General features: G+C 66.2%; 18 protein-coding genes, 1 pseudogene and 1 riboswitch. Of the genes and pseudogenes, 18 read left to right on the top strand and 1 reads right to left on the bottom strand.

The annotated features are described in order from the left end of the window. Positions 1–32 precede the first annotated feature (32 nt). The 7 genes and pseudogenes from EYW47_RS16775 to EYW47_RS16745 all read left to right on the top strand — a co-directional run bounded on the left by EYW47_RS16775 (position 33) and on the right by EYW47_RS16745 (position 7,622). Positions 33–1,154, top strand: a complete 1,122-nt coding sequence (locus EYW47_RS16775; RefSeq protein WP_133195956.1) for a polyamine ABC transporter substrate-binding protein — start codon at positions 33–35, stop codon at positions 1,152–1,154. Positions 1,155–1,430: 276 nt separating this feature from the next. Continuing rightward, a pseudogene (locus tag EYW47_RS16770) lies at positions 1,431–1,595 on the top strand (putrescine ABC transporter permease PotH); the annotation flags it as partial. Next, positions 1,592–2,515 (top strand): ABC transporter permease subunit, encoded by a 924-nt coding sequence (locus EYW47_RS16765; RefSeq protein WP_133195955.1) that lies wholly within the window; start codon positions 1,592–1,594, stop codon positions 2,513–2,515. The pseudogene EYW47_RS16770 and the gene EYW47_RS16765, both read left to right, overlap by 4 nt. A gap of 44 nt (positions 2,516–2,559) precedes the next feature. Beyond that, a complete protein-coding gene (locus tag EYW47_RS16760; RefSeq protein ID WP_133195954.1) occupies positions 2,560–4,140 on the top strand; it encodes a DUF3138 family protein in 1,581 nt (526 codons plus the stop codon). Positions 4,141–4,204: 64 nt separating this feature from the next. After that, positions 4,205–5,497 carry an NAD(P)/FAD-dependent oxidoreductase gene (locus EYW47_RS16755; protein ID WP_133195953.1) on the top strand — a complete coding sequence of 431 codons (1,293 nt, stop codon included), beginning with the start codon at positions 4,205–4,207 and terminating at the stop codon, positions 5,495–5,497. 62 nt (positions 5,498–5,559) lie between these two features. Next, positions 5,560–5,946, top strand: a complete 387-nt coding sequence (locus tag EYW47_RS16750; protein WP_240763749.1) for a cupin domain-containing protein — start codon at positions 5,560–5,562, stop codon at positions 5,944–5,946. Between the two features lie 268 nt (positions 5,947–6,214). Next, a riboswitch (glycine riboswitch) is annotated at positions 6,215–6,326 on the top strand. Positions 6,327–6,368: 42 nt separating this feature from the next. Continuing rightward, positions 6,369–7,622 carry a D-amino acid dehydrogenase gene (locus EYW47_RS16745; protein WP_133195952.1) on the top strand — a complete coding sequence of 418 codons (1,254 nt, stop codon included), beginning with the start codon at positions 6,369–6,371 and terminating at the stop codon, positions 7,620–7,622. A gap of 18 nt (positions 7,623–7,640) precedes the next feature. Here EYW47_RS16745 and EYW47_RS16740 read toward each other — a convergent pair whose 3' ends face one another. Continuing rightward, complete coding sequence (locus EYW47_RS16740; RefSeq protein ID WP_133195951.1) at positions 7,641–8,591, bottom strand: LysR family transcriptional regulator; 951 nt, start codon at positions 8,589–8,591, stop codon at positions 7,641–7,643. A gap of 175 nt (positions 8,592–8,766) precedes the next feature. On the opposite strand from EYW47_RS16740, the gene speB reads away from it, so the two are divergent. From speB to EYW47_RS16685, 11 genes are all read left to right on the top strand, one after another. Next, positions 8,767–9,741 (top strand): agmatinase, encoded by a 975-nt coding sequence (gene speB, locus EYW47_RS16735; protein ID WP_133195950.1) that lies wholly within the window; start codon positions 8,767–8,769, stop codon positions 9,739–9,741. A gap of 104 nt (positions 9,742–9,845) precedes the next feature. Further along, positions 9,846–11,360: an aldehyde dehydrogenase family protein gene (locus EYW47_RS16730; RefSeq protein WP_133195949.1), complete on the top strand. Its 1,515-nt coding sequence runs from the start codon at positions 9,846–9,848 to the stop codon at positions 11,358–11,360. A 112-nt stretch (positions 11,361–11,472) separates the two neighbouring features. After that, positions 11,473–13,005 (top strand): purine-cytosine permease family protein, encoded by a 1,533-nt coding sequence (locus tag EYW47_RS16725; protein WP_133195948.1) that lies wholly within the window; start codon positions 11,473–11,475, stop codon positions 13,003–13,005. Positions 13,006–13,042: 37 nt separating this feature from the next. Then, positions 13,043–14,755 carry a choline dehydrogenase gene (gene betA / locus EYW47_RS16720; RefSeq protein ID WP_133195947.1) on the top strand — a complete coding sequence of 571 codons (1,713 nt, stop codon included), beginning with the start codon at positions 13,043–13,045 and terminating at the stop codon, positions 14,753–14,755. Positions 14,756–14,926: 171 nt separating this feature from the next. Continuing rightward, a complete protein-coding gene (locus EYW47_RS16715; protein WP_165976597.1) occupies positions 14,927–15,721 on the top strand; it encodes a GntR family transcriptional regulator in 795 nt (264 codons plus the stop codon). 101 nt (positions 15,722–15,822) lie between these two features. Next, complete coding sequence (locus EYW47_RS42450) at positions 15,823–16,776, top strand: SH3 domain-containing protein (RefSeq protein WP_165976596.1); 954 nt, start codon at positions 15,823–15,825, stop codon at positions 16,774–16,776. An 850-nt stretch (positions 16,777–17,626) separates the two neighbouring features. Next, positions 17,627–18,130 carry a hypothetical protein gene (locus EYW47_RS16705; RefSeq protein WP_133195945.1) on the top strand — a complete coding sequence of 168 codons (504 nt, stop codon included), beginning with the start codon at positions 17,627–17,629 and terminating at the stop codon, positions 18,128–18,130. A 307-nt stretch (positions 18,131–18,437) separates the two neighbouring features. Continuing rightward, positions 18,438–19,136, top strand: a complete 699-nt coding sequence (locus tag EYW47_RS16700; RefSeq protein WP_028217992.1) for a response regulator transcription factor — start codon at positions 18,438–18,440, stop codon at positions 19,134–19,136. A gap of 128 nt (positions 19,137–19,264) precedes the next feature. Further along, positions 19,265–20,674 carry a FecR family protein gene (locus tag EYW47_RS16695; RefSeq protein ID WP_377785089.1) on the top strand — a complete coding sequence of 470 codons (1,410 nt, stop codon included), beginning with the start codon at positions 19,265–19,267 and terminating at the stop codon, positions 20,672–20,674. Positions 20,675–20,685: 11 nt separating this feature from the next. Then, on the top strand, positions 20,686–23,124 hold the full coding sequence (locus tag EYW47_RS16690; protein WP_133195944.1) for a CHASE2 domain-containing protein: 2,439 nt from the start codon (positions 20,686–20,688) through the stop codon (positions 23,122–23,124). A gap of 144 nt (positions 23,125–23,268) precedes the next feature. Continuing rightward, positions 23,269–23,895, top strand: a complete 627-nt coding sequence (locus EYW47_RS16685; RefSeq protein WP_165976595.1) for a DUF4136 domain-containing protein — start codon at positions 23,269–23,271, stop codon at positions 23,893–23,895. Positions 23,896–23,912: the final 17 nt, after the last annotated feature.

Raw genomic sequence — 23,912 nt, 5'->3', positions numbered from 1 at the left:
CGCCGTCGATCACTACAAACAGGAGACTTCTCATGCGTGTCCGCTTTCCTCGCCGTACCGTTGCCGCCTTCGCGCCGGCCGTGTTAACGAGCGTGCTCATTGCCGCGGCACAGCCCGCTCGTGCGGGCGACACCGAGCTCAATGTCTACAACTGGTCGGAGTACATCGCCAAGGACACCGTCCCGAATTTCCAGAAGCAGACCGGCATCCATGTCCGGTACGACAGCTACGACAGCGACGACACGCTCCAGACCAAGCTGCTCGCCGGCAGCTCGGCCTACGACATCGTGGTCCCGACGTCGAACTACCTCGCCCAGCAGATTCAGGCGGGCGTCTACCAGAAGCTTGACAAGTCGAAGATCCCGAACCTCGTCAATCTCGATCCCGCGCTCATGAAGATGATGGCAAAAGTCGACCCGGGCAATCAGTATGGCGTGCCCTGGGCGTGGGGCACGACGGGCATCGCCTACAACGTGCAGGCGATCCGCAAACGGCTCGGCGAGACCGCGCCGGTCGACAGCTGGGCGTTGCTGTTCGAACCGGAGAATGTCTCGAAGCTCAAAGGCTGCGGCGTGTCGCTGCTCGACGCGCCGGACGCCGTGTTCGCCGCGGTCCTGCAGTACATGGGCCGCAACCCCAACAGCAACAATCCGGGCGACTACCAGGCAGCCTACGAAGTGCTCAAGAAAATGCGCCCGTACGTGACGCAATTCAGCTCGGCTGGCTATCCCGACGACCTCACCAATAACGACGTCTGCGTCGCACTCGGCTGGTCGGGCGACGTGGGTATTGCGCGGCGCAACGCCGTGGATGCCAAGAAGTCCTATGAAATCAAGTACGTCAACCCGAAGGAGGGCGGTCTCGTCTGGTTCGACGTGATGGCGGTGCCAAAGGATGCGCCGCATCCGGAAGCCGCCATGAAATGGATCAACTACATTGAGGATCCGAAAGTCAACGCGGCCATCACAAACGAGATTTTCTATCCGACGGCCAATCAACCCGCGCGAGGTCTTGTGACGCCCGCCATCGCGCAGGACCCGGACGTGTACGTGCCGGACAGCGCCTTGAACAAGATGACGCTGGCGATGCCCCGCAACGCGGATATCGCACGGCTGCAGAACCGGCTGTGGCTGCAACTGAAGTCTGGCGGCTAGCGCGACGCTTGTTGCTTACGGTGTCCAGCGAGCCGTCATTCGCTGTGGCGCCGGCCTGAACGCCTTTCCCCCCGATATATGGCGCTTCGGCGCACCAGACCCGCATGCCCATGCATGCGGCGGGGGGAGCGTGTTTTCCGAAAACCGTGGATTGCGGTTCTATCCGGCAGAGACAGCCATGCAAGAGAACATTGTCGAATGGCCCATCAAGGGCGAACAGCGGCATGGTGCGTGCGCCCCGCACGACGCATTCGTGCGTATCGAAAACGTCGTCATGGCGGCGCCAATACGCTCATGATCGGCCACGTGATGTGGGACGAGTTCTTCAGCAATATGGACTGGCCGATGGCGTTGGCCGTGACGGTCACCATGGTGCTGCTGCTCGTGCCGATGGCCGTGCTCCAGTACCACCAGGTCAAGGAGCTGGAGGACAGCCAATGATCAGATCCAGTCGTTTCCTTTCCACGGCCGTACTCACAATCGGCTTTCTGTTTCTCTATATCCCGATCATCAGCCTCGTCGTGTATTCGTTCAACGCGTCGAAGCTCGTGACCGTCTGGGGCGGCTTCTCGACGAAGTGGTACGGCGCACTTCTTCAGGATGACGAACTGCTCAACGCCGCAGTGCTCTCGCTAAAGATTGCGTTTCTGAGCGCGAGCGCCTCGGTTGTGATCGGCACATGGGCGGGATTCGTGCTCGCGCGCATGGGGCGCTTTCGCGGCTACACGCTTTACGCCGGGATGATCAGCGCGCCGCTCGTCATCCCCGAGGTCATCCAGGGCATCTCGTTGCTGCTGCTCTTTGTCGCCTTGCAGCAGATGTTCGGCTGGCCGGCCAGGCGCGGGCTGCTCACGATCTGGATCGGTCACGTGATGCTCTGTCTTTCTTTCGTGGCCGTCATCGTGCAGTCGCGTGTGAGGGAGCTCGACAAGTCGCTCGAGGAGGCGGCGCAGGATCTGGGCGCGAAGCCTTTCAAGGTGTTCTGTGTGATTACGCTGCCGCTCATCGCGCAGGCGCTTGTCTCCGGATGGCTGCTGTCCTTCACGGTATCGGTGGACGACGTCATTCTCTCCGCCTTCCTCTCCGGGCCCGGTTACACCACGCTGCCGCTCGTCGTGTTCTCACGCGTACGGCTTGGGCTGAATCCGGAAATGAATGCGCTCGCAACGCTGTTCATCGTGCTCGTGACCGCCGGGGTGATCGTCGTGAACCGGGTGATGCTCGCTCGCGAGCGCCGCAATACGGCGCTGGCGCGGATGCCCGACGAGCGGCTCGATGCGGGCGGTGCGCGAACGGGCGTCGCCGTGCCGTCCGCGAGACCGGGTGCGGCCCGACAGCAGGACGCGCAACGAATCGTTTGACGAAAAACGTTCGCAAGCTCGCGAACAATAAGGGGACGTGAAAAATGAGGAAGAAACTGATATGCGCGCTGGTGGCCGGGGTATTGCCTGGGCTCGCGATGGCGAGCCCGACCAGCGACCGGATGCAAGCGTTGCAAAGCCAGCTGGACGCGTTGCAAAAGGAGGTCAGCTCGCTCAAGCAGGCGCTAGAGACGCAGCAAGCGAAGGGGCAGCAAGCAAAGGGGCAGCAGGCAAAGGTGCAGCCTGCGCCTGCTGCCGCGCCGGCTGTCAATGTTTCGTCGCCGGACTATGGCACGCAACCCGCGAAGCTGACCAACGACGATGTGGACGCCATGAAGCAGCAGATCGCGAGTCAGCAACTGAAGGTCGATTCGCTGACCGAGGCTGCCAGCACCGGGCCCATTGCGGGTCTGTCCATCACGGGCTATATCGACCCCGCCTATGTCTTTAACCGGGCGGCGGGCACGTCCTCATTTCTGTTCGCCAATCACGAGGATGCGTACCAGTACTACAACAGCACGATCGGCGACCTGTACCTCGACATCAAGAAGACCTTCGGGGTTGGCCCGACGGCGCCCTCGGCGGAGGTGTCGCTGATGCCCAACCGCGGGGCGGGCATCTTCATGATGAACGAGCACAGCGACAGCGGACTCAATATTCTCAATACGGCTTTTGCGACCGTCCCCCTGAACACCAAGGTGGCGGTGGTGGCTGGCCTGATGCCGGGTCTGGCAGGCTATGAAGTGCAGCAGTCCAATCTGATGCTGACGCTCACGCACAACATGCTGTTCGACTTCTCCGATCCGGGCAGCTCCATCGGCGCGGGCATCAACTACACGGGCGACCAGTGGGCGTGGAAGTTCCTGCTCGCCAACGAGCAGTTCCGCACGGCGGGATCAGTCACGCAGACCGGCGTCAACGCGCTGGGAGACCCCATCACGACCAGCAACAAGGTGCCGGCGTTCAGCGCGCGCGTCGATTATCTGCACGGCAGTGCGCTCGACGTAGGCGGCTCGTTCACGATCGGCCGCCAGACCCTGCCGGGCGGCTTCGATCCCGCAACGGGCACGACGGCCTACGGGTGGGGCGGTCAGGCGCCGAGCGCGTACGGCACGTTCTTCTTCACCGAAGCCGATGCCACCTACACGCTCGCCGACGTGCAGTACAACGCCGAATTCGACTACGGCCAGCAGGAGCACGCGGCATTCAATGGCGGCCTCGCGCAATGGTACGGACTCTCGCTGCTCGCGCACCGCAAGTTCAACGTGCCGCTCATCGGCCACATGGGCGTGACGGCGCGCTACGACCTGCTCGTGGACAGCAAGAACGGCGGCGGTGGTGGCGGCCTGGCGCTCAACGGCAACGGCATGGATCCGTATAACGGCTTCGGCATCGACGCCGACTGCCTGGCGAACTCGAAAGCGAACGGCGGGTTCGGCTTCGAGTGCAAGGGCGCGGTTCGCCAGGATATCGCGCTGGACCTGCTGTTCTTCCCGACGCAGAAAATCACCGTCAAGGTCGAATACCGGCACGACTGGTCGAACAACCGGGTGTTCCTGCGCAACGACGGCTCGTATGCGAAGTCGAACGACCTGCTGGCCACGCAATTCATCTACTCGTTCTAATTCTGTGCGGATGGGTTCGTGCCCGCTTCCGGGGCATGAAGCTGTCCGCCGCAATCGACGGCTTATGCTCAAATTCACGAATCAAACACACGTGCCCTCGTATTACGCGGCCAGCGCCAATGACGTAAGGCATCACGCGCCGCTTGCCGGCCATGTGCGCGCCGATGTTTGCGTGGTCGGCGGCGGGTTCACGGGCCTCTCCACGGCGCTCAATCTGGCCGCGCGTGGCTATTCGGTCGCGCTGATCGAAGCGTCGAAGTTGGGCTGGGGCGCGAGCGGGCGCAACGGCGGGCAGTTGATTGGGGGCTATTCGTGCGATATCGACACCTTCGCCCAATACATGCCCCCTGAAGACGTACGACGGATCTGGGACATGGGGCTCGAATCCGTCGATATCGTCCGCAAGCAGATCGAGAAGCACCGCATCGACTGCGACCTCACATTCGGCTATCTGAGCGCGGCCAACAAGCCACGCCACGCCGACGCGCTGCAGGCCTGGCGCGACGAGGCGGCGTCGCGCTTCGGCTATCGCGGCTACCGGTATGTCGAGGCCGCGCAGCTGCGCGACTATGTCGATTCGCAACGCTACGTGGGCGGCCTCTATCACGAGGACAGCGGCCACCTGCATCCGCTGAACTACGCCTTGGGCCTCGCGCGCGCGGCGAGCGAGGCGGGCGTCGCGATCTATGAGGACACCTGCGCGCTGTCGATGCGCAAGACCGCGGCGGGGCACGAGGTGCAATGCGGCAACGGACAGGTCGAAGCGCGCTACGTCGTGCTCGCCTGCAATGCCTGGCTCGGGCGTCTCGCGCCCGCCGTGGCGCGCAAGATCATGCCGGTGGCGACCTACGTGATTGCGACCGAGCCGCTCGGGGAGGCGCGCTCGCGCGCGTTGATGCCGGCCAACGCCGCGATTTGCGACTGCAATCACGCTCTCGAATACTTTCGGCTGTCCCACGACGGGCGGCTGCTGTGGGGCGGCAGGGCCAGCAGTTCGACGCGCGTGCCGGCGAGTCTCGGCGAGTCCATGCGGCGCGACATGCTGAGGACGTTCCCGCAGCTTGCGGACGTGAAGATCGACTATGCATGGGGAGGGCTCATCGACGCGACGATGAACCGTGCACCGCATTTCGGCCGCGTCGAGCCGCAAGTGTATTTCGCCCAGGGCTTTTCCGGGCACGGCGTGAACATCACGGCGCTGGCAGGCAAGCTGATTGCCGAGGCGATCGACGCGCAGGCGGCGCGTTTCGATCTGTTCGGCAAGATCCAGCATCGCGACTTCCCGGGCGGGATGCTGCTGCGCAAGCCCATGCTCGCGCTGGCGATGACCTGGCACGCGATGCAGGACGCACTATGAGTGCGGCAACGGCAGGGCGTGTGCTCGTGCCGCGAGATTTCGAATGTGGTCAAGACTGGAGAATGAAGATGCTCAACGTTGCGCATATCGTCGACCTGATGAAGGATGAGGGGGAACTCACCCAATACCGCGTTCCACGCGGACTCCTGCTGGCAGGCAATCCCGTGCAGACGCTCAAGCACCAGTACCTCAGCCCATGCGGGCAATTCAGCTGCGGCTTCTGGGAGAGCACGCCCGGCCAGTGGACGGTCGAATACGACGAAGCCGAGTACTGCGAAATGCTGAGCGGCGTCTGCGTGGTGCGCGATGCGAATGGCGGGGAGAAGGTGCTGCGCGCGGGCGACCGGTTCGTCATCCCGCCGGGCTTTCAGGGCACCTGGGAAGTCGTGGAGCCATGCCGCAAGGTCTTCGTGTCGTACGCGCCGCAGGCCAGTGAATCGCGCGAGTAAGCTGGCAAAGCCTGCTGGCGGCGTCCGCGGGCAACCCGTGCGGGGGCTGCCCGGCGGCGCGGTCGCTAAGCCGCGCGCGGATTGCACACGCTGGCACCGCCGCCGGGAATGCATCGACGGTGAAAAAATCGCTTGCAGCCAAATTAACGGCCCGCTATCTTTGCAGTGTTCGATGAACTGCAGCGGGAGAGACTGTCACCGCGAATGCATGTGACGGCGCCGACGGAGCAACCGCCCCGGAAACTCTCAGGCACAAGGACCCTGCAGCGAGAACACATCTGGAGAGCGGCGCGAAGGCGCCCACCGAAGGAGATTTCCGTCCGGCGCGTTCGACGCCGGCGCGGAAAGAAACTCTCAGGTACATGGACAGATGGGGCACGGATGTCGGAAACGACAGTGCTCAATCTAATCTGGACCATGTCATGTCACGAATCGCCATCATTGGCGCCGGGATCACCGGCGTCACGACCGCTTACGCCCTTGCAAAGCGCGGTTTTCGCGTTACCGTATTCGAACGCCATCGCTATAGCGCGATGGAGACGTCGTTTGCGAACGGCGGCCAGCTCTCTGCGTGCAACGCCGAAGTCTGGAACAACACCGCCACCGTCCTCAAAGGCCTGCGCTGGATGCTCACGCGCGACGCGCCGCTGCTCGTGAATCCGCTGCCCGGCTGGCACAAATATTCGTGGATGGCCGAGTTCCTGCGGCAGATTCCGAACTATCGCGCGAACACGCTCGAAACCGTGCGCCTCGCGATCGCGGCCCGCGAGCACCTGTTCGAGACGGCGCGCAACGAGGGCATCGAGTTCGATCTGGAGCGGCGCGGCATCCTGCACATCTACAAGGACCGCAAGAGCTTCGACACGGCCTCGAAGGTCAATGCCATCTTGACCGAAGGCGGGCTCGACCGGCGGGCCGTGACATTGGCCGAGATCCGGGAAATCGAGCCGACCCTCGAGGGCGCGTTTTACGGCGGCTTTTTCACGCCCTCCGATTCGACCGGCGACATCCACAAGTTCACGCGCGGCCTCGCGCAAGCCTGCGTGCGGCACGGCGTCGAATTCCACTACGACACGCAGATCGCCGCAATCCGGCGCGACCCAAGCGGGACTTTCACGCTCTCCACGTCGAATCAGGATGTTTCGCATGACGAAACGTTTGATCGTATCGTCGTCTGTGCCGGCGTAGGCAGCCGCGCATTCGCGTCGATGCTCGGCGACCACGTGAACGTCTATCCGGTGAAGGGCTATTCGATCACCGTATGTCTCGACGACGAAAAGAGCCAGCGTGCGGCGCCATGGGTCAGCTTGCTCGACGAGAGCGCCAAGATCGTCACGAGCCGGCTCGGTGCCGACCGGTTCCGCGTGGCCGGCACGGCCGAGATCAACGGCTTCAACCGCGACATTCGCGCGGACCGCGTCGCGCCGCTCGTCGAATGGACCCGCCGCCTGTTCCCGGAGGTCGACACGTCGCGCGTGATTCCGTGGGCGGGCCTGCGGCCCATGTTGCCGAGCATGTTGCCGAAAGTCGGCAGGGGGCGCATGCCGGGCGTGTTCTACAACACGGGGCACGGGCATCTGGGCTGGACCTTGTCGGCCGCAACGGCGGAGAACGTCGCCGCGCTGATCGAGGGCATGGCCGGCAGTGCTCAGGGCGTTCGCCTCGCGACAGCCTGAGCATGCGGCGCGCCGCGGCTACTTGCGGCGCACGGGCTTGGTCACGCCCTCGTGTTGGCTCGAACGGTCATTGAGCCAGACCTCCTGCAGGTCGACCATGAACGCCTGCAGGATCGACGGCACAGCGGAGGCCCGACGCGTCACGGCGCAAAAGGGCGAGTGCATGCCGAACTGCTCGGGGCCGATCCGCCGCATGTCGTCGCGTTCCACCCAACGCGCCGCATAGTGGTTGGGCAGGAATCCGATGTACGCGCCTGAGAGGATCAGGATCGCCTGCGCCTCGACGTTGTCGACCGTCGCCGCGGCCTTGCTCGCACTGAGCATCTTCAGATCGTGCTGCTGCAGGTAGCCGCGCGCCGCGATGCGGCTCGCGGCGATGGCTTCGGTCTGAACGCCGCCTTCCCGTGCCCCCACGAACAGGGGGTTTCCTTTGCCGCAATAGAGACCGTCGGGCTCGAGATAAAGCTCGGTGTAGGTGAGGCCCGGCACGTGGATCGGGAAGTGCCCCATCGCCACATGGAGCCTGCCGTCCAGCACGCGCTCCTCGAGCTCCGCCGGCGTGCCGATGTAGACATCGACATGCACGTCGTCGCCGCGCGAAACGAACTTTTGCAAGGCGCGCGGCAGCGGCGAAGCGGTGTCCGTCACCGTGTTATCGATGATGCCCAGATAGAGTCTGCCGGCGATATGTTGCTTCAGCGCGTCCGTGTCCATGCAGAACGCCTCCACGGCGACTTGCAGGCGCTGGGCGGCCTCGTACGTCGCGAGGCCGTGCTCGGTCAGGCGGAAGCCGCCGCGGCCGCGCTCGCACAGCTTGAGGCCAAGGCGTGTTTCGAGCGTGGTCATCTGCTCGCTGATGGTCGACTGGCTCACGTTCAGGGTTGCCTGGGCCGCTGAAAAGCCGCCGCATCGCACGACATGCATGAAAACCCTGAGTAGCTTGAGATCCACGTCCTGCAGTTGCATCATTGCCCGCGTTCTCCATGATCGCTTGCTTCGGGAATTCCGATATGAATATCTGAATCCCGGGATTTTTGGTCAAAAATAATACCCACATAGTGTCTCAAAGCGGCGGCCCGACATAAACCGGGTCGTTCACCGATTCCTGACTGGATGACCCAGCGGATCACACACGGAGACACTCATGCCGGGCAACACATACGAAAGCGGGCGGCTGGATTTGCCGTTCGTGGGACATTGCACGTTCGCGAAATCGCCGGTCTGCCTCGACTGGGATCGCATCGACGCCGATGTGGCGATCCTCGGCGCGCCCAACGACATGGGCACGCAATGGCGCTCGGGCGCGCGCTTCGGGCCGCGCAGCATCCGCGAAGCGTCCACGCTGTTTTCGTTCGGCCACGCAGGCGCCTACGATCACGAAGACGACGCGCTCTATCTGACGCGCGACCAGGTGCGCATGGTGGACGTGGGCGACGCTGACATCGTTCACACCGACATGGCGGCGAGCAACGCCAACATCGAAAGCGCGGTGCGCAAGATCCTCGCGAATGGCGCGATGCCCGTGACGCTCGGCGGCGATCATTCGATTCACGCCCCTGTGATCCAGGCGTTCGAGGGTCGTGGGCCCATTCACATCGTGCACTTCGACGCGCATCTGGATTTCGTCGACGAACGCCATGGCGTGCGCTATGGGCACGGCAATCCGCTGCGCCGCGCTTCGGAAATGGAGCACATCACCGGCATGACGCAGCTCGGGATCCGCAACGTCTCGTCATCGAACCGCAGCGACTACGACGCCGCGCGCGCGGCGGGCTCCGACATTCTCTCCGTGCGCGACGTGCGCCGGCTCGGTGCCGAGGGCGTGCTCGCAAGGATTCCCGAAGGCCGTGCTTACTACATCACGATCGACATCGACGGCTTCGATCCGTCCATCGCGCCGGGCACGGGCACGCCGAGCCATGGCGGCTTTACTTACTACGAGGTGCTCGAAATCATCCAGGGACTCGCGCGCCGCAGCCACGGCAACGTCGTGGGCATGGACCTCGTGGAGGTGGCCCCGGCATACGATCCGGCGGGAGTCACGCCCATTCTCGCGGCACAACTGCTGTTGAACTCGATCGGCTTCATCTTTCACGCACGCAGCCAGCATCGGCGCTGATGCATTGATGCGCTGATGCTTTGAGGCATCGCCGCAGACAACGGCACACAACATCAACACGCGCGGTGTGGACGCACTACGCCGCGCGCGATCAGGAGACAACGTTGGATTCCATCGTACGAAACTATCTGGAGCAGTTCGGCGTGCGCGAAGCAACGCGGCGCTTTCTCGATCAGCCGCAACGCATGTTCATCGCTGGCGCGTTCGTGCCGGGCGGCGAGGGCGAGATGCTCGACGTGGTCGAGCCGTCCACGGAGGGCGTCATCACGCAGATTCCGCTCGCCACGGCCGGCGACCTCGATCGTGCGGTCGCGGCGGCGCGCGCGCAGTTCGACGGCGGCGCGTGGCGGCGCCTGAAGCCACTCGAGCGCGAGCGCCTGCTGCACCGACTCGCCGATCTGATCGAAACGCACGCGGACGAACTCGCCGAGATCGAGTCGATCGACGTCGGCAAATCGGTGGCGAATGCGCGCGACGTGGATATCCAGGGAACCGTCGATACGTTCCGCTATTTCGCGGGCTGGGCTTCCAAGCTGCATGGGCGCACCGTGGAGCCTTCGTTACCCGGCAACTATCTCGCCTATACGCGCAAGGAGCCGGTGGGCGTGGTCGGGATCATCGTGCCGTGGAATTTCCCGCTGCAGACGATGGCGTGGAAGCTGGCCGCCGCGCTCGCGGTGGGCTGCACGACGGTGATCAAGCCCGCGGAGCTGACTTCGCTGTCGACGCTGCGCTTTGCCCAGCTCGTGCAGGAGGCCGGCATTCCCGACGGCGTGGTGAACGTCGTGACCGGGCGAGGCAACGTGATCGGCGCAGCCATGGCGCGCCACCCAGGCCTCGACAAAGTGACGTTCACGGGCTCCACGGCAGTGGGGCGCGAGGTCGGCAGCGCGGCGGTCGACGGCGTCAAGCGCGTCACGCTCGAGCTGGGCGGCAAGTCGCCGGTGCTCGTGCTCGATGATGCGGACATCGAGGCCGCCGCGCGCGCGGTCGCGAACGGCATGTTCTTCAACTCGGGGCAGGTGTGCGACGCAGGCAGCCGCCTCTACGTGCAGCGCTGCGTGCACGAGCGCTTCCTCGCCGCGCTGATCGACTACACCCGCACGCTGAAGATCGCGCCTGGCCTCGATCGCGACTGCTTCATCAGCCCGCTCGTCTCGGCGCAGCAGAAGGCGCGCGTCACGTCGTACATCGAGGCGGGCCGCCGCGAAGGCGCGGAGCTGGTGTATGGCGGCCGCAACGTGGAAGGATCGGGATACTTCGTTCAACCGACGATCTTCGCGCATTGCCGCCCGGACATGCGCATCGTGAAGGAGGAGATCTTCGGCCCCGTGCTCGTGAGCGCGCCATTCGACGACCTGGGCGAGGCCGTCGCGCTCGCCAACGACACGCCCTATGGCCTCGCCGCCGCGATCTATTCGCGCGACCTGAACCGCGTGCATGCACTGGTGCCGAAGCTGCGCGCCGGCAGCGTCTACGTGAACGCACACAGCACGATCGATCCGGCCATGCCGTTCGGCGGCTTCAAGGCATCGGGCTTCGGCAAGGACCTCGGCGCGGAGCAACTCGATTCCCTGATGGAGACCAAAGCCGTCTGGATCACGCTGAACGACGCGTAGCACCGCGTCGGCATCAAGTCTTCGATACGCGGCGGACCGGCCTGCTCTCGCGGGCCGCGCTCCGGGCGTCCTGTCTTTACACAGCATCGTCCATTACGACATGGGGCACACGATGGAAGCAAACGAAAGAGTCGCGGCACGGATTGCAGCACCCAGCGCCGCCATAGGCGAGCACGGCGCGATCGAGGGACATTCGATCGACTTCATTCCGGAGAGCGAGCGCACCGACCGGCTCTCGCATCAAGGGCCATTCTGGTTTCTCGGCAACTTCACGTTCTTCACGATGACCATCGGCTTCGTTGGGCCGAGCGTAGGGCTGAACGCGCTCTGGACGACGATAGCCGGCACGCTCGGCATCATGTTCGGCACCTTGTTCATGGCGTTTCACGGCTCGCAGGGCCCGCATCTGGGCCTGCCGCAGATGATCCAGTCGCGCGCGCAGTTCGGCTATCGCGGCGTGGTGCTCGTGCTGCTTGCGACGCTGTTCGTGTTCGCGGGTTTCAATATCGTCAATCTCGTGCTGATGATGCAGGGCCTCAAGGCGCTGTTTGGCTGGGACCCGCTCAAGGTGGCGCTGGTTGTGACCGTGCCCGCTGCGGTGCTCGCCATTCTCGGCCACGACTGGATGCACCGCAGCTTCAAGTGGGCGTTGTATCTGTCGCTGCCGCTGTACGGCATCGTCACGCTGGCGGTGCTCATGCACTGGGTGCCCGATCTGCCGCTGCCGGCGGCCGCCCCCGGCACGCCGCCGCCCGCGCCGCTCGGCTTCTGCTGGACCGGGTTCATCACGCAGTTCGCCGCTGCCGCAAGCTACAACATCGCTTACGCGCCCTATGTGTCGGACTATTCGCGCTATCTGCCGAAGAATACGCCGAGCGGCCGGCTGATCGCCGCGGTGTTCCTCGGGGCGTCGCTCTCGGGCGCCTGGATGATCGCCGTGGGCGGCTGGCTCGGCGATCACCTGCACGCCACCGACGTGCTCGTGGCACTCAACCAGGTCGGCAGCGATTTGTCGCCGCGCCTCGGGAGCGTGGTGGTGGCCGTCACGATCGTGGCCTTCCTGCCCGTGATTGCGATGAACATCTACAGCGCCAAGCTCACGGCCATCACGGGCGTCGACTCGTTCAGGAAGATCGAGCCCACCGCCCGCGTGCGCGTGCTGGCGATCCTCTTCGTCGTGCTGCTTCAGCTTGGGATCGCACTGAGCATTTATTCGTCCGGCAAGGGGCTCTCGGTCCTGAACATCTATCTCGTGGTGATGCTCTACTTCCTCGTGCCCTGGACCGCCGTGAATCTCACGGACTACTTCTTCGTGCGCAAGGGCCGTTATGCGATTCCGCACTTCTTCCTGCCGCACAACAACATCTACGGCACATGGGGCGCGCGCGGCCTGATGTCGTACGCGATCGGGTTTGCCGCGATGATCCCGTTCTTCTGCATCTTCGACGGCGCCAACGAAGTCTATGTCGGCCCGTTTGCGCGGGCGATGGGCAGCGTGGACCTCGCATGGCTCGTCGGGCTGTTCGTCTCGGGCATCGCGTATTACCTGCTGAGCCGCTCGCTCGATCTTCGCCGCGAGGAGGCGCTCATCGCGCAGATCGAAAGGACCATGCCTCAGTACACCACGGGCGACCAGCGCTTCTGAACGCCATATCGTCAGGATAACGAATCAGGAATTCATCATGGAAAGCGGGCAATACGACTACATCATTGTGGGCGCGGGATCGGCGGGCTGCGTGCTGGCCAACCGGCTCACGGAGGATCCATCGGTCAGCGTGCTGGTGCTCGAGTACGGCGGCAGCGACCGCAGCATCATCATCCAGATGCCGAGCGCGTTCTCGATGCCGATGAACACGCGCAAGTTCAACTGGAAGTATCAGACCGCGCCGGAGCCGCATCTGAACGGACGCCAGCTCCACTGCCCGCGCGGCAAGGTGCTGGGCGGATCGTCGTCGATCAACGGGCTCGTCTACATTCGCGGCCACGCTTACGACTTCGACGAATGGGAGGAGCTGGGTGCGCGCGGCTGGGGCTACCGCAACTGCCTGCCGTACTTCCGCCGCGCCGAAAACTACAAGTTCGGCGGCGACCAGTATCGCGGATCGAACGGGCCGCTCTCGACGAACAACGGCAACAACATGAAGAACCCGTTGTACGGGGCATGGATCGAAGCGGGCGTGCAGGCCGGCTACATTCATACGGACGACTGCAACGGGCACATGCAGGAAGGCTTCGGCGCAATGCACATGACGGTGAAGGACGGCGTGCGCTGGTCCACCGCGAACGCGTACCTGCGCCCGGCGATGAACCGGCCCAACCTGCATGTGGTCACGAATGCGATGACGCGGCAGGTGATCGTCGAGGGCAAGCGCGCGGTCGGCGTGGTCTACGACCGGGGCGGCGTCACGCACACGGCGCGCTGCCGCGCCGAAGTGCTGATTTCATCGGGGCCGATCGGCTCGCCGCATTTGCTGCAGCGCTCCGGCATCGGGCCTGCCGAGGTATTGCGTCAGGCGGGCGTGGAGGTCAAGCACGCGCTGCCGGGCGTCGGCATGAATCTGCAAGATCACGCCGAGATCTACATCCAGTACGGCTGCAAGGAGCCGGTCACGCTCAACGGCCGCATGGATCCGTGGCACAAGTTCCTGATCGGCTTGCGCTGGCTGCTGTTCAAGGATGGTCTCGGCGCGAGCAATCATTTCGAGGCGGGCGGTTTCATCCGCTCCGAGGCGGGGTTGCGCTGGCCCGACATTCAGTTCCATTTCCTGCCGGCCGCGATGCGCTACGACGGCGACAAGCCGTTCAAGGGGCACGGCTTCATGGTGCTGACCGGGCCGAACAAACCCAAGAGCCGGGGCCACGTGCGGCTCACGGCGGCGGACCCTTACGTGCATCCCGAGATTCGCTTCAACTATCTGGACCGCGAAGAGGACCGCGAGGGTTTCCGGCGCTGCGTGCGGCTCACGCGCGAGATCATCGGGCAGCCGGCGATGGACCGCTTCCGCGGCGCCGAGCTCGCACCCGGCCCCGACGTGCAGACCGACGACGAGATCGACGCATTCGTGCGCGCGAATCTGGAGAGCACCATGCATCCGTGCGGCTCGTGCCGGATGGGCGAAGACGACATGGCCGTGGTCGATTCCGAATTGCGCGTGCGCGGCATGACGGGCTTGCGCGTGATCGACTCGTCGGTGTTTCCGACCGAGCCCAACGGCAACCTCAATGCGCCGACCATCATGCTCGCGGAACGCGCATCCGATCTCGTGCGCGGCAAGGCGATGCTGCCCCCGTCGAATGCGAAGGTGGGGCTTGCCGAAGGCTGGGAGACGCGGCAGCGCACCCGTGCGCCGAAGCGCCAACTGTATGACGTCGAGTACAGCGATACGCAGTCGTAGACTGCGCAGCACGAAGCGGCCCTCGCGAGGGCCGCTTTTGTTTGGCTCGTATAATGTCGACAAAAATAGGGAAGTGCGCAGCGAATGGTATACTTCTTGCCTCGCCGCTGCGATGCGTCGCGAGGCAGTGAACGGCTTGGAGCGCAACCTTCCCGACCAGGTAACACCGACATGGCGAGACAACGAACGCAGGAACTCCCGGATCTCGGTATCTTGCTCAAACCGAGGGGCCAACTGATGCTGGCGGTGGAGGATGCTGTCTTGCGGGGGAAGGAGTGGGAGAGTGCGTCCATGCCCGTGGCGGCGCAGATCGCCGCCCGCATCGCGGGAGCCATCACGCTCAATCACATCGAGGCGGGCAAGCGTCTTCTGGAAAGCGACATCGGCGAGATCCTGCACGTGAGCCGTGCGCCGGTGCGCGAGGCGTTGCGCATTCTCGAGCGCGACCGGCTGGTCGCGGTCGAAGCGCGGCGCGGCGCAATCGTGACGCAACCGGACGCGCGCGAGCTGCGCGATATCTTCGCGGTGCGCACGCTGCTGTACTCGGCGCTCATCGAGGAGTTGCTGGCCGAATCGCCGGCGCAGCTCGGCAAGGTGTTCGACGAGCACGTGAAGGCGCTCGAGCAGGCGATGAACGAATCGCTCGATGCGTACGTTCTCGAGGGTTTCCTGCTGAACTTCGCGGTCTTCGACCTGAGCAGCAACCTGGTGCTCTCGGACATGTTGAAATCCATTTCGTTACGCGTGCTGCGCTACAACCGGATGGCGTTCGCCGCGCATCCGGATGCCATTGCGCAGTCGATTCGCGGCTGGCGTGAGCTGCGCCGCGCGATCGCGGCGCAGGATCTGCCGCGCGTGCTCAAATGCGTCGAGACGCGCATGAGCACGTCGCGCGACAACGCCATCCGCTCCGTCGAAACGCCGGAGCACGGCGCGCCCGCGCGCCGCAAGACGCGCGCCGCGTGACGCCTGCGCAGGGATTCGGCGATCGTTTTCAGCACGCTCCGGCATCCAGGAATGGAATATGCTGGATGCTTCTGCACGATCACAGAAGAATCGAGGGGAGCATGACAAACCGACAAACGAAGCCGCCGCGCGGGCTGGCCCTGCCGATTGCGACGGTCTGCGTGGCTGCGGGGATGGCGTTTGCGGCGTCCGGCGTGCACGCGCAAACCGAGGCTTACACGAGCGAGCCTGTCGATCTGTTTGCTGGGCCATCCGACGCCTATCCGGTCGTGACCGAGCTCGGACCCAACGTGCCGGTCGAGGTGATGGGCTGCGTGGGCGACTACTCCTGGTGTGACGTCGCGCTGCCCGGCCTGCGTGGCTGGATCTATGCGGGCTATCTCGTGTACCCGTATCAAGGCGACTACGTGCCGCTGACCGGCTATGGCGCGGCCATCGGCCTGCCGATCGTCACGTTTGCGGTCGGCGCGTACTGGGGCAGCTTCTATCGCGATCGGCCCTGGTACGGCGACCGCGATCGTTGGGCGCACGTTCCGCCGCCGGGCCGCGGCCGTCCGCCGGAGCCGCCACGGTATGAGGGCGGGCCGCCGGGAGGGCCGGGACGGCCTCCGCCGCCCCAGATGGGCGGCCCACGCCCGCCGATCAACGGCGCTCCGCCGCCGGGCGCCGGCCGTCCGCCTGAGCCCGGGCGCATGCCCGGCAACGAAGCGCCACCCGGCCGTCCGCCTGAGCCCGGGCGAATGCCTGGCAACGAAGCGCCACCCGGCCGTCCGCCAATGAACAACGGCGGCCCGCCCGCCCAGATCCAGCGCCCCCCGGCCGAGATGCCGCATCCGCCAGCGCAAATGCAGCGCCCGCCCATGCCGCAACCCAACATGAGCCGGCCGCCCGCACAGCAACCCGCGCCCACGTACAATCGTCCGCCCGGCCCGCCGCCTGGCGGAGGCCGTCCGCCGGAGGCGCCTGCCGAGCGCGGCCGCCCCGAGGCGCCGCCACAAGGCGGCCATTCGTCTGGCCAGGGCGGCGGCCGCGGCGACCAGCGGCAGCAGAACTGAGGCGCGACGCCTCCGTGTGACGCCGAGGACGCCTGCAACGGGCGTCCCCCTGCTTCCTCCTTTTCAGGGGGAAGCAGGGTGCGGCTACTCCTTGTTCACGCGCGCAATGCCAATTTTCCTGCTTATCGGCTAGTTAATCAGGAGTGCATTGCAAATATCAGAGCCCGTCCCAGATGGCGTAGCGCACGGTTTCCGGGTGGCCTCGAGCCGCCCGCGGCCGGGGTGCTCACCCGCGGCGCAGGCCCGCGAGCGGCCAAATCCGGCGAGGGCCTGCCGCACTCGATGAATTTAACAATCCCTGACAGTAGCTTTGCGAGCTTGCAGCGACAATAGGTTGGCGCGGCCTGTCGATGGATGGACCGCATCGAACCTGGCGTGCGGCACATGCACGCCAGGCAACGAGATTGGGCTACGGGGGCCGGCGCAGTCGGGACACGGCGACGCGCCGGCAGTGAGGAAGTCAGAGCGGACTCGAGTCCGCCAGATAACGCTGGCAAACAGCGCCTGGAAGTACCAGGAGTGGCGATGGCAGCGGGAAACGCCATAGTGTGAGATCGGCTGCGGTCTGCGGGCGGGTGTCGGGCGGTGATGCCCGCCTGCGCGTGACGCGCCGGTACGGCGGCGCCTGCGCCGGCGGTCCGAGTCCGGGGGGAGGGACGCCGGAGACCACGCGATGCGCAGTCCGCGGCTATCGCCACTCGTTTTTCATACCAGAGCCTGTCGTTGTGAGAACAGGCTTGGGCCACGCCTTCATGCATGCGCCGTTCGCGCCGCAAGCAGGGCCGCGCCGCCGGGCGCACACGGTGCAAGTCCGGCGGATCTGGAGCTTGTCTGCTATACGAGGGGTTTCATGTTTTTTCGTTTCGGCAGCATGCGGTTTCCGCCAGGCTCACGGCTGAACGGTTCGGGCCGCAGCCGCGATCTCGAGCGCATCGAACTCGATCTCGCCCGCGACCGGCACGCGCGCGCGGCCATGCAAGCGTACGCGGATTCGTGCGAAGCCGAACTGCCGTGGCTGAGCGAGGCGTTGCGCCAGTCGCGCTTCGGCCGTTCGGATAAGTTGACGCAGTGCTCGTCGACAGTCTTGCGTACCTTCGTGCTCGCCCAGGCGCGCGCCGCGGCGCAGCCCGATTACGCGCACGCCGCGTGGGAGCACGTACGCGCTCAACTGGCCGCTCTGCTCGCCGGGGAGCCAGGGGTCGAGCCAGCGGCGCATGACGTGCGGCACGAGGCCAACCCGGCGGCGCCCGGCGACGCGATGCACGCGGACGGCACGGTAGAGGACTTACGTGCGGTGGTCACGACTGACATGAACGGCGTAGGGGGCGACTTGCAGATCCGCCGCCGCGGATGAGGTCCGGCGGCTGGGGGGCGGCGGTTTCGGTCGGCTCGCGGTCGGTGGGGCTCGCAGTCGGTGGGGCTGCGGTCGGTCGGGCTACGGTCGGTCGGGGGCATTTTCGACTACCATGTGCGAAAACTGGTTCCCGATCTCTTCAGGCGCATCGTTGCGCCGCGTGCTCCCATTCATTTCAAGACGCGGCGAGAGTGGCGCCCTGGTTGCGTGGCAGGGGCCGCGCGGCAAGGGATTGGGGATGGAGGCCGGGTGTTGCAGGGCCGGCTCATCCCGGGAAGATGAATAACGACACTGGGTGCAGGACATTATGAGAATTGCAGTACTCGATGACGATCCGGCACAGACCGATTTCGTCTGCCAGACGCTGATGGCGGCTGGCCACGTCTGTCACGCGTTCGCCAAGGGAGGCGAGCTCGTCAAGCAGCTCCGGCGGCAGACGTTCGACTTGCTCGTGCTCGACTGGAACGTGCCCGACATGGCCGGCGACGAAGTCCTGCACTGGGTCCGCCAAAGCCTGTCCACGCGCTTGCCCGTCCTGTTCATGACGAGCCGCAGCCGCGAAGTCGACATCGCGCTGATGCTCAACAGCGGCGCCGACGACTACGTGGTCAAGCCGGTCTCCGCACCGGTCCTGCTCGCGCGCGTGGGCTCGCTGCTGCGCCGTGCCTATCAGCTGCACGCGCCGTCGCAAAAGGAAGTCTTCGGCGAGTACGAGTTCGATCTGAAGTCGCGTCAGGCGTCGGTCAGCGGCAAGCAGGTGGCGCTCACGCAAAAGGAGTTCGAGCTTGCGCTGCTGCTGTTCCAGCACCTGAGCCGGCCGCTCTCGCGCGCGCACATCCTCGACGTGATCTGGAAGCAGTCCGACGATATTCCGTCGCGCACCATGGACACGCACGTCTCCATGCTGCGCTCGAAGCTCGGCCTGCGCCCGGAGAACGGCTATCGCCTCACGCCGATCTACGGCTACGGCTATCGCCTCGAACGTATCGAGGGGGACGCGGCGTGAGTGGTGCTTATTCGGCGCGGCCGGCTCAGGTGCGGCCGGCTCAGGCGCGCCCGGGCGCACCCGGGCGCGTGACGCTTGCCGTTGCGCTGTCCTGGCCCGGCCCCGCTCGTCACGCCGGCCCGGCAACCCTGCCGCGCGCGCCGCGTGCGCGTTCACCGCTTGCCAGCGCGGTTGCCTGTGCGCTGGCATTGGGGCTGCTGCCTGCCGCCGGCCGCGCCGAAGCCCGCAAGCCGCATCGCCCGGCGGCCGAAATGGCCATTTACGTCACGCGTCCGGGCGACTCGCTCTACGACATCGCCACGCGCTATCTGCGCAATCCCGCGGACTGGGCGCAGCTCGCGCGCGTCAACCGCGTGAGCGCGCCGCGCCGTCTGCAGCCGGGCACCTCGCTGCGCGTGCCGGTCGCGTTGCTGCGCCAGGACCACCTGAGCGCCCGCGTGATCGCTACTTCGGGCCCCGCGGGCCATGCCTTCGGCAACGGGCCGTTGCTGCCGCTCGTCGTCGGCGGGACGCTCGTCGAGGGCGATCGCGTGCAGACCGGCCAGAACGGCTTCGCCACGCTCGAGCTCGCCGACGGCTCGCATCTCGTCATCCCGCCGGGTGCCTCGCTCGATCTCGCCACGCTGCGCCAGACCGCGCTCACCGGCGCGACCGACCGCGTGGTCAATCTGCACAGCGGCCAGGTGAACACCGAGGTCACGCACGCCACCCGCAAGGACGACCGCTTTCAGATCCGCTCGCCTTCGGTGGTGGCGGGCGTGCGCGGCACGAGCTTTCGCGTGAATTACGACGGCGACAAGGGCTCGACGGCCGTCGAAGTGCTCGAGGGCGCGGTGGGCGTGGACGCGGCGCCGCACGGCCCCGTCGCGTCGGTCGCACCCGCGCCGGGCATGCCGCTGGCCGCTTCCACGCAGCTCGTCGCGGCGCGCCACGGCAGCCTCACGCTGGCAGGCGGCGCGGTGGGCGGCCCGGTCGCGCTGCTCGACGCGCCCGATCTGCGCAATCCTTCGAAGGTTCAGGACGACGAAGCCGTCGCATTCGATCTCGCGCCCGTGACGGGTGCGCACCGCTATCGCGTGCAGGTCGGCCGCGACGCGGGCCTGCTCGATCTGATCGGCGAGGCGCGCTCGGACGGGCCGCATATCGAGTTGGGCGCGCTAGAGGACGGCACGTATTTCGCGCGCTTTTCCGCTATCGACGAGAACGGCCTCGAAGGCATGCCGTCGACCTATGCGTTCCAGCGCCGGCGCGTTTCGCTGGGCGCCTCGGCCGGGCGCGTCGAGGGCACGCGCGACTATGCCTTCCGCTGGTTCGTCGACCAGCGCCGTGCCGGCAGCACGCGTTTTCGCTTCGTGCTCGCCACGTCGTCGGACCTGCGCGCGCCGCTCGTGGACCGCACCGACATCGCGGACGGCGAGGCCGTCGTCAGCGATCTGCCCAAGGGCGTCTACTACTGGACGGTGATTGCCGAGCAGTTCGAAGGGGGCCGCTACTTCCAGAAGGCGAGCCCCGTACAGTCGTTCCGTCTCGACTGGTGAGGCCGCCGCGCATGAGCGTGAGCGCGCGACCCCGCTCCCGCCTCGGCCGCCCGGTCGGGCGGCGCTTTCTGTTCGAGTGGGTGGGCGTCGCGTGCGCGGGTGTCGCCCTCGTCCTGTTGAGCGTGGTGTGGCAGTGGACGCTCAGCGCCGATCATCTGGTCTACGACCGCTTTCTCGCCGCCCGCGAGCGGCCGGTCTCGCCCGACATCGTGATCGTCGAAATCGACAACGCGAGCGTTGCCGCGCTGGGGCGCTGGCCCTGGCCGCGCAGCCTGCACGCGCAGCTCGTCGATCGCCTCGCGAAGGCGGGTGTGGCAGCGGTGGTCTACGACGTGCTCTTCACCGAGCCCTCGCCTGACGACACGCGCTTTGGCGAGGCCCTGCGCGAGCGTCCCTCGTATTTGCCGGTGCTGCTTTCGCCCGCCAACGAAGCCGACTACGGCCGCCGCGAGGTCGTGGAGCCCGTCGCGCCGCTGGCCCAGGCCGCCACCGGTCTCGGCCACATCAACCTCGAAGTCGACAGTGACGGCATCGTGCGCAGCGTGGCGATGTTCGAAGGCGATGCGCAGCAACGCTGGCCTCAGTTGATGGTGCCGCTCTGGCGCGCGGTGCGCGACGGCAAGGTCGCGCTGCCCGATCTCGCTGGCGCGCGCAACGCCACGGCCGCTGCCGCCGACGCGAAACTCATGCACGCGGATGGCCCCGATAGCGAAGCGCGTTTCCTGCTGCCGTTCGGCTCCAATACGCAGACCTGGCGCAAGGTGTCGTTCGCACAAGTGCTCGAAGGGCGCGTGCCGCCGGATCTGCTGCGGGGTCGCGTTGCGCTGGTGGGCGTGACGGCGTCGGGGTTGTTCGACCGTTTCGCCACGCCGCTCTCAGGCACGCTCGGACCGATGCCCGGCGTCTACATCCACGCGCTCGTGCTCGATACGCTGCTGGCGGGCACGGCCATACAGCCGGCCTCGCCGCTTACCGTGGTGCTCGCCTCGCTGGTGCCGCTCGCGCTGCTGCTGGCCGGCTTTCTCGTGCTCTCGCCGTTGCGCACGCTGCTCCTGCTGCCGCTGCTCGCGCTGCTCTCGCTGGCCGGCAGCGCCGCGCTGCTCTATTACGCGCGGATCTGGCTCGCGCCGGTGCCGGCGATCGTCGCGCTCGGGCTCGTCTATCCGCTCTGGAGCTGGCGGCGCCTCGAAATGACGATGGCGTATCTGCGCAAGGAGCTGCGCCAGCTCGCCGACGAGCCCTACCTGCTGCCCGAAGCGCCCACGCCGCCGCGCGAGTTCGGCGGCGACGTGCTGGCCCAGCAGATGGCGCTGATGGCACAGGCCGCGCAGCGCCTGCAGGACATGCGGCGCTTCGTGTGGGACAGCCTCGACTCCGTGCCGGAGCCACTCGTCGTGGCCGACCTGCGCGGCGTGGTGCTGATCGCCAACCACGCGGCGCGCGCATACTTCGCACACCTGAACGTGAGCGCCGCCGAGGGCCGCGCGATGCAGGAGGTGTTCGGCGATCTCGCGCTCGTCAAGCCGATCGACCCCAATCCCGAGACGCTGGCTTTCGCATCCGCGCATTGGCCCGCGCCGCTCGATCCCGGGCGCGGCGAGTACGCGCAGCTCATGGAGCGGGGCGTGGAAGTGCGCGCGCGCGACGGCAGCGACTACCTGCTGCGCTACGCGAGTTGCACGAACGCGCAAGGGCAGGCGGTGGGCTGGATCGCGGGCCTCGTCGACGTGACCGCGCTGCACGATGCCGAGCGCCAGCGCGAGCACGCGTTGCGTCTGTTGTCGCACGACATGCGCTCGCCGCAGGCTTCGATCGTGGCGCTCGTCGAGACCGAGCGCGAGCGCGGCACGCTCGAAGCCGCCCCGGTGCGCGAGGTGATGGACCGCATCGAACGCTACGCGCGCCGTTCGCTCACGCTCGCCGACGACTTCGTGCAGCTTGCACGCGCGGAATCGCAGGTGTACGCGCTGGAGCCGACCAGCCTCACGGAGCTTGCCATCGACGCCAGCGACGAAGTCTGGCCGCAGGCGAGCGCCAAGCACATCCAGATCGAGACCGCCTTCGAGGGCGAGCAGATGGGGTGGATCAACGCCGACCGCTCGCTCATGACGCGCGCGCTGGTCAATATTCTGAACAACGCCGTGAAATACAGTCCACCGGAAACGAGAATTGTCTGTAGTATCGCAGTCGCGGATGACCGGACGCCGCGCGTGATCTGCTCGATTCGCGACGAGGGCTATGGTATTCCGCTCGAAGATCAAAACAAGCTGTTCCAGCCGTTCCGCCGCTTTCATGCGGGCCAGCGGCCTGAAGTGAGCGGCGCGGGGCTCGGCATGGCGTTCGTGAAGACGGTCGTGACGCGTCACGGCGGCGAAGTCCATGTGGAGAGCGCGCCGGACCAGGGCACGACGGTGACGATGTCGTTGCCGGCGCTCGATGCCGCGGCCTGAGGGCACCGTTAGCGTGCGCGCCGCCACTTCGCGGCGCATCGATTGCACTGGCCGTCGCTGGAGCCCGCTGGACTCCGCTTGATCCTGTCTGATCCTGTCAAATGGCGCCAGAAGTGGCTGGCAATGATTCCGATGGAGTTCCCCGTGAAAGTCCTGATGACGATCTGCACCTTGTCGATGCTGGGCGCGCTCGCCGGCTGCGCAGGCGCGAGCGCCGACGTGCGGGCCAGCGGCGAGCTGAGCGCAACGGACGCGGCAGGCGCGACGTATCAGCTCGCGCGCACGCCCGCGCAGGCCGACGCTGCCGAGCCGCTGCCTTACGAGCGGCTGCTGCGCGCCGGCCTCGCGCAGCGCGGCTTCCAGGAAGACACGTCCGCGAAGGCGCGCTACCTCGTTTCCGCATCGTGGGCCTCGCGGCCCGCCGACGTCACGGTCGCAACCGGCAATTCGGCCAATTGCGCGGGCGGCTGCGTGCCGTCCGAAGGGCCGGCGTTTCCGTGGTTCGGCCAGCGCTATGTGCATACGCTCACGTTGCGCTTCTTCGCGCTGCCGGACGGCCACGAAGCCTACAAGGTGAGCGCCGAGAAACGCGACCGCAACGCCGACGCACAGCAGGCCCTCCCGTACCTCGTAGCCGGCGCGCTCGCGCGGCTGCCGTACGCGGGCGCACCGCAATGGCGCGTGAAGCTGAAGGAGGCGGCGCCCGCTGCCGGCCAGGCCGGCGCGCCCGCCATGCCCGACGTGATCTCCGTTACGCCGCTCGCGCAATGACGCCCTGGCCGGCTTGG

Origin of the sequence: Paraburkholderia silviterrae, from assembly GCF_004353915.1 — a bacterium.
Classification (GTDB): domain Bacteria; phylum Pseudomonadota; class Gammaproteobacteria; order Burkholderiales; family Burkholderiaceae; genus Paraburkholderia; species Paraburkholderia silviterrae.
The sequence above is the reverse complement of the archived record's forward strand: the minus strand, read 5'-3'. Positions and strand labels throughout refer to the sequence as shown.